General features: G+C 45.4%; 12 protein-coding genes. 5 read left to right on the top strand and 7 right to left on the bottom strand.

The window, feature by feature from the left end; all coding sequences use genetic code 11:
* Positions 1 to 495: 495 nt before the first annotated feature.
* From QZV86_RS07780 to QZV86_RS07800, 5 genes are all read right to left on the bottom strand, one after another.
* Positions 496 to 906, bottom strand: a complete 411-nt coding sequence (locus QZV86_RS07780; RefSeq protein WP_292920221.1) for a nitrosocyanin — start codon at positions 904 to 906, stop codon at positions 496 to 498.
* 144 nt (positions 907 to 1050) lie between these two features.
* The gene (locus tag QZV86_RS07785) at positions 1051 to 1821 is read right to left on the bottom strand and encodes a PleD family two-component system response regulator (RefSeq protein WP_295625821.1); all 771 of its coding nucleotides are present in this window, start codon (positions 1819 to 1821) and stop codon (positions 1051 to 1053) included.
* 113 nt (positions 1822 to 1934) lie between these two features.
* Complete coding sequence (locus QZV86_RS07790; RefSeq protein WP_295625824.1) at positions 1935 to 2345, bottom strand: hypothetical protein; 411 nt, start codon at positions 2343 to 2345, stop codon at positions 1935 to 1937.
* A 160-nt stretch (positions 2346 to 2505) separates the two neighbouring features.
* Positions 2506 to 3570 carry a metal-dependent hydrolase gene (locus QZV86_RS07795; protein WP_295625827.1) on the bottom strand — a complete coding sequence of 355 codons (1065 nt, stop codon included), beginning with the start codon at positions 3568 to 3570 and terminating at the stop codon, positions 2506 to 2508.
* Positions 3571 to 3579: 9 nt separating this feature from the next.
* Complete coding sequence (locus QZV86_RS07800) at positions 3580 to 4290, bottom strand: TetR/AcrR family transcriptional regulator (RefSeq protein WP_295625829.1); 711 nt, start codon at positions 4288 to 4290, stop codon at positions 3580 to 3582.
* A 268-nt stretch (positions 4291 to 4558) separates the two neighbouring features.
* On the opposite strand from QZV86_RS07800, the gene QZV86_RS07805 reads away from it, so the two are divergent.
* From QZV86_RS07805 to QZV86_RS07825, 5 genes are all read left to right on the top strand, one after another.
* Positions 4559 to 4996, top strand: coding sequence for a GNAT family N-acetyltransferase (locus tag QZV86_RS07805; protein ID WP_295625831.1), 438 nt, complete (start codon positions 4559 to 4561; stop codon positions 4994 to 4996).
* 454 nt (positions 4997 to 5450) lie between these two features.
* Positions 5451 to 6059: a MotA/TolQ/ExbB proton channel family protein gene (locus tag QZV86_RS07810; RefSeq protein ID WP_295625833.1), complete on the top strand. Its 609-nt coding sequence runs from the start codon at positions 5451 to 5453 to the stop codon at positions 6057 to 6059.
* A 436-nt stretch (positions 6060 to 6495) separates the two neighbouring features.
* Entirely contained in the window at positions 6496 to 7305 is an 810-nt protein-coding gene (locus tag QZV86_RS07815; RefSeq protein WP_295625835.1) for a VacJ family lipoprotein, read from the top strand.
* A 121-nt stretch (positions 7306 to 7426) separates the two neighbouring features.
* A complete protein-coding gene (shc, locus tag QZV86_RS07820; RefSeq protein ID WP_295625837.1) occupies positions 7427 to 9430 on the top strand; it encodes a squalene--hopene cyclase in 2004 nt (667 codons plus the stop codon).
* The gene (locus QZV86_RS07825) at positions 9421 to 10149 is read left to right on the top strand and encodes a phosphorylase (RefSeq protein WP_295625839.1); all 729 of its coding nucleotides are present in this window, start codon (positions 9421 to 9423) and stop codon (positions 10147 to 10149) included. Before shc ends, QZV86_RS07825 begins: the two co-directional genes overlap by 10 nt.
* Before the next feature lies 1 nt (position 10150).
* On the opposite strand, the gene QZV86_RS07830 is transcribed toward QZV86_RS07825, so the two are convergent.
* Both QZV86_RS07830 and QZV86_RS07835 read right to left on the bottom strand, forming a co-directional pair.
* Complete coding sequence (locus QZV86_RS07830; protein WP_295625842.1) at positions 10151 to 11923, bottom strand: ABC transporter transmembrane domain-containing protein; 1773 nt, start codon at positions 11921 to 11923, stop codon at positions 10151 to 10153.
* Between the two features lie 358 nt (positions 11924 to 12281).
* Positions 12282 to 13709 (bottom strand): calcium-binding protein, encoded by a 1428-nt coding sequence (locus QZV86_RS07835; RefSeq protein WP_295625846.1) that lies wholly within the window; start codon positions 13707 to 13709, stop codon positions 12282 to 12284.
* Positions 13710 to 13785 lie beyond the last annotated feature (76 nt).

Consider the following 13785-nt stretch of genomic DNA (forward strand, 5'->3'; position numbering starts at 1 on the left):
GCATGAATTCCAATATTTATAGGGTCTCCAAGCGTTTTGCAGGACTGACTAAATACAGTGTAGGTAGTCCAATCAGCAGAATGGATTGCGCTTGCATGGTTTCTAGGGCAAGAAAAAAACAAACGGCAGATTTGCTACGATAAATTTTTAGGAATATAGGCAATTTGACGTGTGATCAATGAAGCTTGTCAAATTGCCTTTTTAGTTTTTTCTCTGATTTTTGGTTAGATATAATTTGATTCCGAATCCTATCCTTGATTGCAAACCCCAAAAGCAAATGTGATCTGCAACTAAAGATAGGAGAAGCAATAAAGCACCCCGCCGCAAGCAGCGAGGTATTAAAAGCGCTCTTCAGACTGCCGGTTTTCAACCAGCCTTCGCCCCAAGGGGCGAGGAATTAAACCCGGTAGAGATTAAATTGAATTCAATTTAACCAAGCAGATACCCTGCATTGTAAAGTAGAAAGCAAATACTTCACGAATGCCTTAAAGCACTCTATTCAATGACATTCAAAGAACCTGGCAGATGGATATTCTTAGGATGGAGTTGACACCAAATAGTGAAGGCGCCAGCTTTATCGGCCACGAAAGAAATGACCTTTGTTTCGCCTGCTTTAAGTATGTCTTTAATTTCGTATTCATCAATGGCAAATCCTTCACTGATGGGTGATTTATTTTCTACAGTGATTTTGACAGTCGTTCCCTTTTTGACAGTTAATGTTTCTGGTTCATTGAGAACATTAAAGGCACGAATGTTGTTAATCGTTACCCCTTCAACTTTAAGTTCAGGAATGGTGGTGTCATAGGCATTGATAACTACTTTAAAATTCTGCTCTGCAGCGTGTGTGACGCTTGTTAGTAGCAGTCCAAGAACAGCGCTTAAAAATATGATTTTGGTTATTTTCATAGTATATATTTCCCTCTTAAATTTTATGTTTTAGTATAGTGATGCTTGCTCCGCATTTTTTAGCGCGTAAGCAGCGCTTACTCTAGTGGGGATGATTTGATATGTCAATATCGAACTTTCCCAGCACTTGGGACAGATTCCCCGTTATGAGCCACGCGCTATAATTTCCATAACCAGCGGGAAGAGTTCGTCTGCACGGTTGGTTGATCCAATTGCACCGTGCTTTTTTGCCTGTCTCTTGTGTTCCGGCAAGTTTGAGCCGGCATAGATAACAAATGGAGTTGTATCTCCCAGGGAACGAAGCTTGTCGAGAAGAACATAACCTTCCTGTGGTCCTTCTTTGCGTCCCATATCAGAAATTATAACTGCGAACTTGTTGGTCTTGAGAATATCAAGGGCCTCATTAGTGGAAAGAGCCAAAGAGAATTCAACACCTTGTGCTTGGAATGCTTGACGTTCATAAACGTTATTCTCTGGGCGATCATCGACCCATAAAACCCGGCTTTTCCGCTCTCTTGTTATTTGTCTTCTACTAGCATTAGAAACAATATTCACAATTTCTCGAAGTTGGGATTCAGGTAATCCCCCCTCATGCCCAGGTTGTTTGGCGGTTGCGGCAGCGAGGGATGCAACGGATGTCATTTGGGATTTCATGAAATTATCTTCATTTTTAAAATCAGAAGGTCCATAAAGTTTATTGTGATGATTGGCAACAAGCCAAAGAAATCCGCAAAATACTATTACTGGGAAGAAAACCATGAAGTAGGCCAGGGGTGTGATGTGCTCTGAGATTCCTTGCCCCAAACCCACAACAAGTGATGCAAATCCGTACACAAGCACTATAAAAAGCGCAATTATTCCTAACGGACTCTTTGTAAAGCCTTTCGCTGATTCTGTAAATTTATCTGTATCCATAATGGTGTTGTTACATAAATATTCGCAATTAAATTGTGGCAATTCAGACTTGATCTTGCAGTTTCGCTAGCATGCAGCGGTTTCATGTGCCTTATTCTCTTTGATACTGCTGACTACTGACTAGTATTGTACTTCTCAACTTGATTTTTCAATACCGATATGTTGCGTTGTGATTCAAGCAATTCATTTTTTAAAGCTGCTAATTCAGTCTTTAATTCATTGTGTGTAGCTTTAGTTGCAATTAGTGCAGCTTCTAATTTCTTGGTTTCAAACGATGGCGTGAAGAATGGGACTATTACTAATAGTGCAGTAGCAATTGCAACGATTGCAGTCAAGCCAATTAGCCACTTGGTCAGCTTCTCATTAATCATTGCATTGCGTACAGTGATGACCGCATGGACAAATGCTTCTTCACTTTGTAACGCGCTTGGATTTTTATTTAGCCTGTCCAAGACATCATTCAGACTGGCTTTTAGATATTCGTCGGTGGTTGGGTTTTCTTTTTTATCGGCAAATGTGTTCATTGCATCATGTGCGCCTTATAAGTGTAATTATATTTATTAAAACCATTGGGATAGTGGCAGTTCTGGTGGTTTCTGTCACGAATTGCAGTCATTATAAATTTTTCATTGATGACTGGGTAAAGTTAAAGTTTGAGTGATTGATGGCATCGAATAAACAGATTCAATCAATATAGAATAAACCACGTCGCCGCACCATCTGCCAGTCAGAAAGATCGTCCTGACGACATACGCCGTAACGAAAAGAAGGTGGCAACTCCGGGAATTTGAAGCGTAGGTCGTAGAACCAGATACACAAGCCCAGTTCAGAAGTGTCGGTGCGCTCCAGTATTGGAAATTGGGCAAAGACGCGGAAAGACTCAAAAGCAGGACTAAGCCACGCTTCACGGATGCGTGTTTTATTCGTTGAATCATCGCCGAACTGCTGTTGGATGTGCCAATTGTTTTCCAAAATGGGGCGATAAGCTGCTGTCATTTTTGACAGCAGCCAGGTTGCTTGGTGTTGCCCTTGGGATTGGCGCAAATTCATATCGGCAAGGTGGTAGGTTTCATCGTGCTGGACGATAATTTTCCAGTGAAACGGCGACAACGGTTGTGGCAGCACGGTGATGTGTGCCTTTGGCAGAGCTTGGGCATCGGCATAACGGATGGCGATTTCGACGGCTTGTTGGTGCAGAGTCCATAAAAAAAACACATATCCGCACAAACTTGCCAAAGCTGTGATGGCTGCGATTCGTTGTCGTGGATAGCGCCACGAAATGACCAAGCCGGCAACGATGATCAGGCTAAACCAGGGATCGATGACAAATACCAGTGGCAGTGAAAAACGTTCGGTGGAGAAAGGTGCAAACAGCATCAGCCCATACGAAGTGATAAGGTCTCCCGCGATATGAATGGCAATGCCAAGGCATGCGGGAAGGAAAAACAATTTCCAGCTATAGCGTCTTTGAGTAAGCCAAGAAAACAGCCAGGCCAATAGCCATGCCCATAGCGGCAACAGAATCAGCGAGTGCGTCGGACCCTGGTGCCAATTCAGATACGTAAGTGTGTCAATCAGACGGAGCGCAAAATCCACATCTGGAAACGCAGCTGCGGCAAAGCCGGCGGCAATTTGCAAGCGCAATGGTAATGCAATGTTTTGCTCCGATTGTGATTGCGATGGAATTCGAGTTCGTGCTGCAATCCGAGCCAGTAGGGCGCCGCTTAAAGCGTGCGTGAGCGGGTCCATAGTCTAAGATCAGCCGGATTTGGCATGCATTCTGGGTGCAATCGGTTCCGTTAGTGGAGAGGACTCGGTTTTTGTGAAAATTTCAGGAGCAGGTTCAGATTGCTCGGCGGAATCGACCGTGGCTTCATTACGCGGAGCACCATAAATCGTATGATCGAGCGATTCAGCCAGCAACAATTTGTGCTCCAGAAAATCGCGCGTGCGTTGCGAATTTTCTGATGTATCTTGCATCCAGTAAGTAAACGTCGCTAAGTAAATCGTGGTCAGCGCGGTTTCTTCCAGGGCACGGCGTACAAATGTGGCCTCGCGTTGTGCGGCTTCGCGCATCCATTGTACCGTGCGGCTAATGCGCATGATGGCGGGAATCTGGATGTGCAAATGACCGGGCTCCAGTTTGGCACCGATCATTTGTCGCGTAACCTTGCGGTGAGTAACCAATGCATCCAGCCAAGTCATGATGAGATGCTGCAAACGGTCACGTGGTGATAACGAGAGGAATGCCACGGTTTCCGATGCTTTGAGCATTTGGCCGTCAGCCCTGTCAAACCAGGCATCAACCAAATCTTCTTTTTCACGGAAATAAAGACGAATATCATCCAGAGAAATATTCAATTGAGTGGCGACATCAAACAAGCGTACTGCTTCCCAGGATGAACATTCGGCGATGACAACGGCCGTATCCACGATCGTGTCGCGTAACTCAGGCTTGCTTTTTTTCATCTTGATCCTCCGCATGGTATTGGTAGGAGCGGCGTAATTTGAGTGCCATTTTCACTATAACATACAAGGAATCGTCAGAAGAATGGTAAATTAAGAAGAAATCCGAAGTGATTCAACATCAATCGATTTGTCAGAAGTTTTGTGAGGTTATGTTAATGTTTTTCAATTGAAGAATTGCTCTGGTTCAAGATCAATAAATTTTATAACTCGGTTTGCTGGCCGATTCGTTTACGGTTAGCATTGTTTTTCTCATGACTGCTAATTTCCAATGAGTATCCAGATACTACCCGTTCGAGATTCTGATTATCAGTGGTTGCTTGAATTGCACCATACCGTGTACCGTGACCTTATCACACAAGAATTCGGTTACTGGGATAATGACGAAGAATTGGGCTTGTTCAAGCATGCATGGGAATCGAGAAAAATTGAAATTCTTTTGCAGAATGATAAGCCTGTCGGCATGTTTATCGTCGTTGCGCATGCGGATCATCTGTGGCTGGATGAGATTCAGATTGATCCTCGTTATCAGGATCAAGGCATTGGCACTGAAGTGATTGGGAGACTGATTGCCAGAGCACGCGCGCGTCATTTTCCGTTGCGCTTGCGAGTTCTGCATGCTAACCAAAGGGCTTTCCGGCTTTATCAGAGATTGGGTTTTCTTCGGATTGACAGAGCAGAGCATCACCATCTGATGGAAATAAAATGATATTTTTGTGGGGAGGTCACCTGTTGTAATTGTTGGCGTTTTAGTTTGTTGCTGACTGACAGTACCTTATGTGCAAGGTTAGTACTGAAAAATTGATTATTTTTGATAATGGGCAAGCGCAGAAATGAATCGTCGGATCTGAAAGAAAGCAGTGTATTAATACGGAAGAGTGCCATGCTTGGCGCATAACATATTGTTTATTAATTGATATGTCAGAGACTAATAAATAGTCAAGTTAGAAAAGATGTTTGGATTTGGTCACTTAATTTTCTTTTTTGTAATATACGCACAGACTTATCCACAGAAATTGTGGATAGAAAATGGATTGTTAAAATTGCATGATCAAAATACAGTGCGTGCCGGATTAACTGCTTAGTAATATTCTATGTAAATCAGGTAATATAGCAGGTTACAGAATAATACCTGGATCTAAAGTGAGTGAGGAGAGTATCGCGTGTTATCTTTAATTCAAGCTGCGGGTTGGCCAATTTGGCCGATCATAATTGCTTCCATAGTTGCCTTGGCCATTATCGGAGAACGGATGTGGACATTGCGTTTGACTGTCGTTGCACCGAAAGAATTGTTACCCCGGGTGTTAAGTGAGTATAAACGCAGTGGCGTTAATCCCGAAATGCTGGCGCGCTTGCAAATGCATTCTCCGTTGGGGCAAATTCTTGCAGCCGGGCTGAGAAATGTCAAAAGCACACGTGAGGTGATGAAGGAATCAATTGAAGAATCAGGCCGGGTGATTGTGCATGATTTGAGTCGTTACCTGACTACACTAGGAACCATTGCCGCCTTGAGCCCTTTGATGGGTTTGTTTGGTACATTGGTGGGTATGATTGAAATCTTCGGATCAAACTCTCCGACTGGTAGCAACCCGGCGCAGCTTGCTTACGGGATTTCAGTTGCGCTATATAATGCTGCATTTGGAATACTTGTGGCCATTCCCAGCATGATTTTTTATCGCCACTTCAGGGCAAGGGTTGATGACTTTGTGGTAGAAATGGAATTGCAAGCGTTAAAATTGGTAGAGATTGTGCACGGGGAAAGAGAGGGTTGATTTTTTCCTTGGCCGTGAATTTGGTGGTTAGGAGAGATTCGAGATGCATGTTTCTATGCTGCGTAAAGTGTTAGGAAACTTTATCATTGCCCGGCAAATTCCAATCTATAAGCACAGATTAAAAGTGATTTTAATCTTTTAAAATTTGCAGGGGCGCGAGCATTTTTAGCTGCAGTAACAAATCATGATTCTGAGCTAGTAGTGTATACTGCGGCTCAATTATTTTTGCTGAAAATTTACGCTGAAACAGGCAGATTGATTCGATACTGTAGAACTTATGGTAAGTCAGATTTTAGGCGTTTGGTTTGCTGTAAAATTTGATCTGTCAGGCAATATCGATGAAATCGAATAGCTGTTGAATCAGGAATTGATGAGCCTGTTACATGGTATTTGGCCTTACTGAAGGAAACATGAAGATTGGTTGTGCTACAAGTAAATGAATGAGAATTCTGAAACCTTGAGAAATATTAATTGTCGTTATTTGATTTTTATTATATTTTTTCTCTGCCTGGCAGTCTTGCAAGGGTGTGCGACAACACCAAAAAATAGTGATGAAGATATTGATTCGACTGATCCGCATGAGAAAATTAATCGCGCTTCTTATGATTTTACGGACCGAATCGATCGGGCTATCTTTGAGCCCGTTGTGAATGTTTATGCTGATTATGTACCCAGTGCCGCACAGCGATCCATAGGAAATTTCTATGATAACTTGGCATATCCGAATGTTGCCCTAAATTCTTTTTTACAAGGGAAGGTGAAGCAGGGTGCTGGAGATACGTTACGCTTTATTATTAATTCAACGATTGGTATGGCTGGACTTTTTGATATGGCGACCCACATGGGGTTGCAAAAACATGATGAGGATTTCGGTCAGACGTTAGGTGTTTGGGGAGTTAATCCAGGTTCTTATTTATTTGTTCCGTTACTGGGGCCGAGTAGTGAACGTGATGTAACCAATATTCCGGTGGGTCTTGTTACTAATGTGCTTTTTTATGCTGGTCTTGCGATAGGTACATATTTTGCTGCGCCATTTACCATCCTGGGCGCTATCGATAAACGTGCGCGTTTAATTGGTCCGATGCAGATTCGGGATGAGGCGGCATTGGATCCGTATTTGTTTGTACGTGAAGCATCCATGCAACAACGTGAATTCCTGGTGCATGATGGCAAACTGCCCCTGGACCTTTATTATGATCCTTTTCAAGATAATCCATTTGATAACGATGTGAAAATCAAGAAATAATGTTCTTGATTTTATTTTGCTTCATTAGGCATCGAGTATCCGAACAATAATGCAACCGATCGTGTTAGTGAAATACACCTCATTATTTTAAATTTATAATATATATAAGTGCTTAGGAGTTATGGACGGATTACAGAGAATATCGGATATATCGCAGCAGCCGAGTGGATTTACTGTGAATGATGAAATGCCTGCATCGTATTCAGCACCCAATCTGAGTCAGGATGAAATCAATGTCGATGAATTGGAAAATAAGTTTACCCAAGCTCGTTCGGCCATATTGTCATTACAAAAATCCGATGGACATTGGTGTTTTCCGCTTGAGGCGGATTGTACAATTCCAGCAGAGTATATTCTGATGATGCACTTCATGGACGAGGTCGATGTCATTCTGGAGAATAAAATTGCCCGTTTTATTCGTGAAAAACAGGATCTGACCCATGGCGGATGGCCATTGTATTTTGGCGGTGCATTTGATATCAGCTGCACCATTAAATCTTACTATGCCTTGAAGTTAGTGGGCGATTCTCCCGATGCGGCGCACATGGTACGTGCCCGGGAAGCTATTCTGGAGTGTGGCGGTGCGGCCAAAGCCAATGTTTTTACTCGATTGCTGTTAGCCATGTATGAGCAGATTCCTTGGAGCGGCGTGCCGGTTGTACCCTCGGAATTAGTATTGCTGCCGAGTTGGTTTCCTTTTCATATCAGCAAGGTCTCTTACTGGTCGCGCGCTGTAATGATACCGCTATCAATTTTGTGTACGATCAAGGCACGTGCGATCAATCCGCGTAATGTGGATATTCGTGAATTATTTGTTGTGCCGCCGGAACAGGAAAAGAATTATTTTCCGCAAGCGGACACTCTGTTGAAGCGTGCTTTTATGTTGATCGAACGGGTTTTGTCACGTGTTGAACCCAAGCTTCCTCAATCTATACGTCAATATTCGATACGCAAAGCGGAAAATTGGACGCTTGAGCGTCTGAATGGTGAGTGTGGAATTGGTGCTATTTTCCCTGCAATGGTCAACGCGCATGAATCACTAGCATTGCTGGGCTATGCGTATGATCATCCCAATCGAGTGCAATGTCGTAATGCGTTACGAGGGTTATTAATTGACGAGGGGGAGCGTGCTTGGTGTCAGCCATGTACCTCGCCAGTTTGGGACACGGTATTGACAAGTTTGGCATTGCAGGAAGATTCAACGACAGATCAGGAGCCTGTGTTAAAAGCACTGGATTGGTTAGTTGAGCAACAGGTTCTGGATGCGCCGGGTGATTGGCGTGACAAACAGCCTAATTTACCAGGGGGAGGCTGGGCTTTTCAATACGCCAATCCGCATTATCCAGATCTTGATGACACCGCGGCTGTAGCTTGGGCCTTGGATCAAGGCGATGCGCAGCGTTACCAGAATTCCCTGAATCGAGCAGCCGATTGGCTGGCTGGCATGCAATCACGTAATGGTGGTTTTGCAGCCTTCGATATTGATAATACCTATCACTATTTGAATGAAATTCCTTTTGCCGATCACGGTGCGTTGATTGATCCACCCACCAGTGATGTGACGGCGCGTTGTGTTGGTTTTCTGGCAAAATATGGGAAGCACCAGCGTGAAGTTTGGCGTGGTATCAGTTTTTTGCTGCGGGAACAAGAGAAGAGTGGATCTTGGTTTGGACGCTGGGGTACCAATTATATTTATGGTACGTGGTCAGTGTTGGAGGCCTTTCAGCTGGCCGAGTTTGACATGCAGCACGCATCGGTGCGGCGTGCCGTAAAATGGTTAGAATCCGTACAAAGAACCGATGGCGGTTGGGGTGAGACGAACGATTCCTATCTGGATGCACAATTAGCCGGACAACTTCCCGAGACCAGCACAGCATTCCAGACTGCATGGGCCGTTTTGGGCTTGATGGCGGCAGGTGAGGTTAACAGTGTGTCGGTGCGTAGGGGGATCAATTACTTACTGCGTAATCAGGAGGATGATCATTTGTGGGAAGATCCTTGGTTTACCGCCCCCGGTTTCCCGCGTGTTTTCTATCTTCGCTATCACGGATATTCAAAATTCTTTCCGATTTGGGCCTTGGCGCGTTACCGTGCACTGACCAGGACAGTGTCCGTATGTATGTAACCGGATTGGTGACAGCTTTAAGAGCTGAAGCCAGCTGTGTATCATCGATGCGCGTCCCGCTCAATGAAATGGTGCAAATCAATGATTATACTGTTTTGTGCCTCAGTGGCATGGGCGCAGAGGCAGCACGAATAGCAGCAGAGGAATTGCTGCGGCAGGGTGTTACCGCATTGGCAAGTTTTGGTGTTGCCGGCGCATTGGATCCCTGTTTAAAGCCAGGTGATCTGGTGTTGCCGGGAGTTATTATTCATTCCACTGATCAGTTACCAGTAAACGTGACTTGGCGCGATAGACTGCAGCGATTACTCCCGACGGATATTACTGTCATTAACGGTGTATTGACTGACAGTGCGGTACCCGTGACAGACGAAAATGCAAAAAGGGATTTGGCTCATGTCACAGGTGCTTGTGCGGTGGATATGGAGAGTGGTGCAATTGCAGTGGTAGCCGCGGAAGCAGGTATTCCTTTTATCGCTGTGCGTGTTATTGTTGATCCGGTTCAATTTTCTCCTCCGCAAGCATTGCTTGGTGCAGTATATCCAGATGGAGGGGTGAATTCGCTACACCTAATGGCACTATTGCTGAAACGCTCAGTGCATTTGCGCACGCTCATGCAGATGGGAGTCGGTATGCGCGCAGCGCGCAAAACATTATCGCGAGTGATTCAATCTGCGGGTGTCGGTCTGGATAGTCAGGAAACTGATAGATTGATAGCATAGATCATGTTCCCTCGTGTGGCTGTAGCTGCAATGCTGCCAGCCGTGCGTATAAGGGGCTTGATTGCAGCAATTCGGTATGTGTTCCCAATGCGTCCAAATGACCATGATCGAGCACCGCAATCCGGTCGGCGGATTGTACGGTAGCCAAACGATGGGCAATAACCAGCGTAGTGCGGTTGCGCATCAGATGCTGCAATGCTTGCTGCACCCAAAACTCACTTTGTGCATCCAATGCACTGGTGGCTTCATCCAGTAATAGAATCGGTGTGTCGGCTAATAGCGCGCGCGCGATCGCTAGTCGCTGTTTCTGGCCACCCGATAAGCCTAATCCCGAATCCCCCAAATGCGTTTGATAACCTTGTGGCAGCATGCAAATGAAGTCGTGCGCGTAGGCCGCTTTGGCAGCTGCTTCGACTTCGGCATCGGTGGCTGCGGGGCGGGCGTAGCGAAGATTCTCGCTAATGGTGCCGTAAAATAGCGCCGGATTCTGCGCTACTAGGGCAAAGCAGTGCCTTAATGCAAAAAGATCTAGATCTCGGATATCAATGTCTTCCAGCTTGATACTGCCGGATTGGCTATCAAAAAAACGTAGCAACAGGTCAAACAGCGTGGATTTTCCTGCGCCGGAAGGACCCACCAGCGCCAACGTTTCACCTGCACGGACCGTTAATGACAGTTGGTTGATAGCCAACACCTCGGGACGGGAAGGGTAGGCAAAGCACAATTTATCGATGACAATATTTCCAGATACTTCTGGTAGCGGGTGGAGTTTCTCAGGCGATTGAATCAGATTCGGTGCTTGTAATAGCTCGATCGTCCGTTCAGCGGCACCGGCGGCGCGCTGCAATTCGCCGATGACCTCGGAGATGGAGGCAACGGCCGAGCCGACAATAACGCTATAGAAAACAAAGGCGGCCAATTCACCAGCGCTGATGTGACCTTCGATTACGTCCATGCCACCGACCCATAGCATTAGCCCGACAGCGCCGAGTACCAGAACAATGACGATGGTGATCAGTAACGCGCGTTGCGTGGTGCGTTGCTTGGCAACCGCAAAAGCTGCTTCGACTTGATCATGAAATGAGTGCTGATCGATGGGTTGATGATTATAAGCCTGCACGGTTTTAATTTGTCCGAGCACTTCGCCGACATAAGCGCCGACCGCAGCAACTTTGTCCTGGCTTTGCCGTGATAAATGCCGTACCCGGCGACCATAAATCAGAATGGGCGCTACGACCAGAGGTACACAGATCATCACCAGCACAGTGAGCTTAGCATTGGTTATGAATAGCCAAATAATGCCACCTATCATCATAATCAAATTACGTAGTGCGAATGAAACGGAGGACCCGATCACGCTTTGTAGTAACGTCATATCAGCGGTCAGGCGCGATTGAATTTCGAGGCTGCGGTTTTGCTCAAAAAATCCGGGATGCAGGTGAATCAAGTGGTTGAATACTTTGCGGCGAATATCGGCAATGACTCGCTCACCCAGCCAGGTGACCCAGTAATAGCGAGTGAATGTGCCCGCAGCTAAGGCAATCACCAGTAGCAGAAATATTCCCACATATTGACTCAGCAGCTCTTTTGATTGCGTCGCAATTCCTTGATCTATCAGCAAGCGAATGCCCTGACCAATCGACAACGTAACGGTGGCTGTGAATAACAAAGCCAATAAGCTGTAGACGACCTGATGCTTGTAGGGTGCAATAAAATCTGCTGCCATTTTGATTGCCTGCCAGCGTGTTTGCGCACCTTCCTGAGAATTTTCCATAGATTGTTAATTGTTTTTCAAAGAGAAGGTTATTGCACGCAATTAGTATTGCGCCAAGAAATGATGGAATTTGCTGGGTTAATTGCTGAGATCTCTGTGTCATTGTTGATGCAACTCAGAGTGACGTTGCATCAAGGAAATTTTCTGGTTTCACAAAAAGTAACTTGCGAGAGTAGATTGAGATTTATAATTGTAACAAATGAGAAATGGAATTACTAACTTGCTGGTTGATAGCAATGGAACCAAACTTTATAGTCGACTGAAATGGCAGTGAAGTGCTTGAGAATTCAGTAGAAGCAAGAAAATAATTGGGGCTGCTGAAGGATTCAACAGCCTCAAATCAACTTTTTAATAGGTATTAGAGTACAAAATCGGCAGCAGCGAGTACGTGAAGTCCATTTAATTGGATTTCCATATCGACAACTAAATTACCATCGCCTTCAAACTCTGCCTGAACAATGGTTCTGTTATTTGCAGCATCCTGAAAGTATCGGACTTCACCACCACCGGTGAAATTATTCGTGCCTCTGAAAATAAATGCATTATCAGCGCCACCATTCACGGCATCGATGGATGACAAGTCAATATTGTCAATTCCGGGAATAAAACCATTGATGACATCCCGATTAGCGCCGACAGCACTTTCGCTCAGTACGTTAAAGTCAAAAGTATCGCTGCCGCCACCGCCAGACATCACATCCCTGCCGTTGCCACCGATCAAGGTATCGTGTCCTGATCCACCAAAAATGATGTCATTACCGTTCTGACCCAGGATCGTATCGTTACCATTGGCACCATTCAGAGTATCCGCGCCACCACCGCCTTTGATTGTGTTGGCAGCGTTATTGCCAGTCACATTGTCATTGCCATTGCCCATGAAGGCATTTTCGAAATTGGTATATCTTTCCCCAGCAAAGTTTGTCAGTCCGGTCGCCATGTTGAACACATAGTTGCCATTAAAGGCTGTATGATTAATGGTGTCGACGCCCGTTCCGCCATTCATGGTTTCGGGGCCTAATCCTGATGTCATCGAATCATTGCCCGCATCACCATTATAAATGCCGCCATCGCCATCGGAGGTAATCGTGTCATTGCCTGTGCCGCCGAATAGCCTGTCTACACCACCGCCACCTTCCAGGGTGTCATTGCCTGCGCCGCCAAAGATCGTATTGGCAGCATTATTTCCGGTCACGGTATCATTGCCTCCACCCATTCTGGCGATTTCGAAATTGGTGAAGTTTTCTCCGCCAAAGTTTGTCAGTCCGGTCGCCATGTTGAACTCATAGTTTCCATTAAAGACCCGGTGATCAATGGTGTCGACACCCGGTCCACCATTCATGGTCTCTGGACCCAAGCCTGATCTCATATAATCATTACCTGCATCACCGTTATAGGTGCCACCATCGCCATCGGAGAGGATGTTGTCGTTGCCACCCCCGCCGTTCAGTTGGTCGACACCGGCATTTCCTCGCAATATATCGCCGCCAAAGCCGCCAAATATGACGTCGTTACCACTTCCACCATTGATTGTGTCATTGTTTGAACCACCATCGATAATGTCATTGCCCGCATCGCCATTAAGCGTATCGTTGCCGCCATTACCGTTGATGGTGTCGGCGCCCGTGCCGCCAAAAACAATATCGGGGCCGCCAGCGCTGCTGATGGTATCGTTTCCGCCGAAGCCTCTGACAGTATCAGCTGCCTGGGTTGGAAAGTTGGATACCCCGGGTGAGATGAATGCAACTGAAATGAAGTCATTATTAGCTGTTCCATTGACTATAGCCATTTTGAATCTCCTTTTGATTAAAGATTAGAATTGAAGATAAATCTCCTTAAAGATAGATAAATTGTCATTAAAAAGA

It is taken from the genome of uncultured Nitrosomonas sp. (genome assembly GCF_902826915.1).
GTDB lineage: Bacteria > Pseudomonadota > Gammaproteobacteria > Burkholderiales > Nitrosomonadaceae > Nitrosomonas.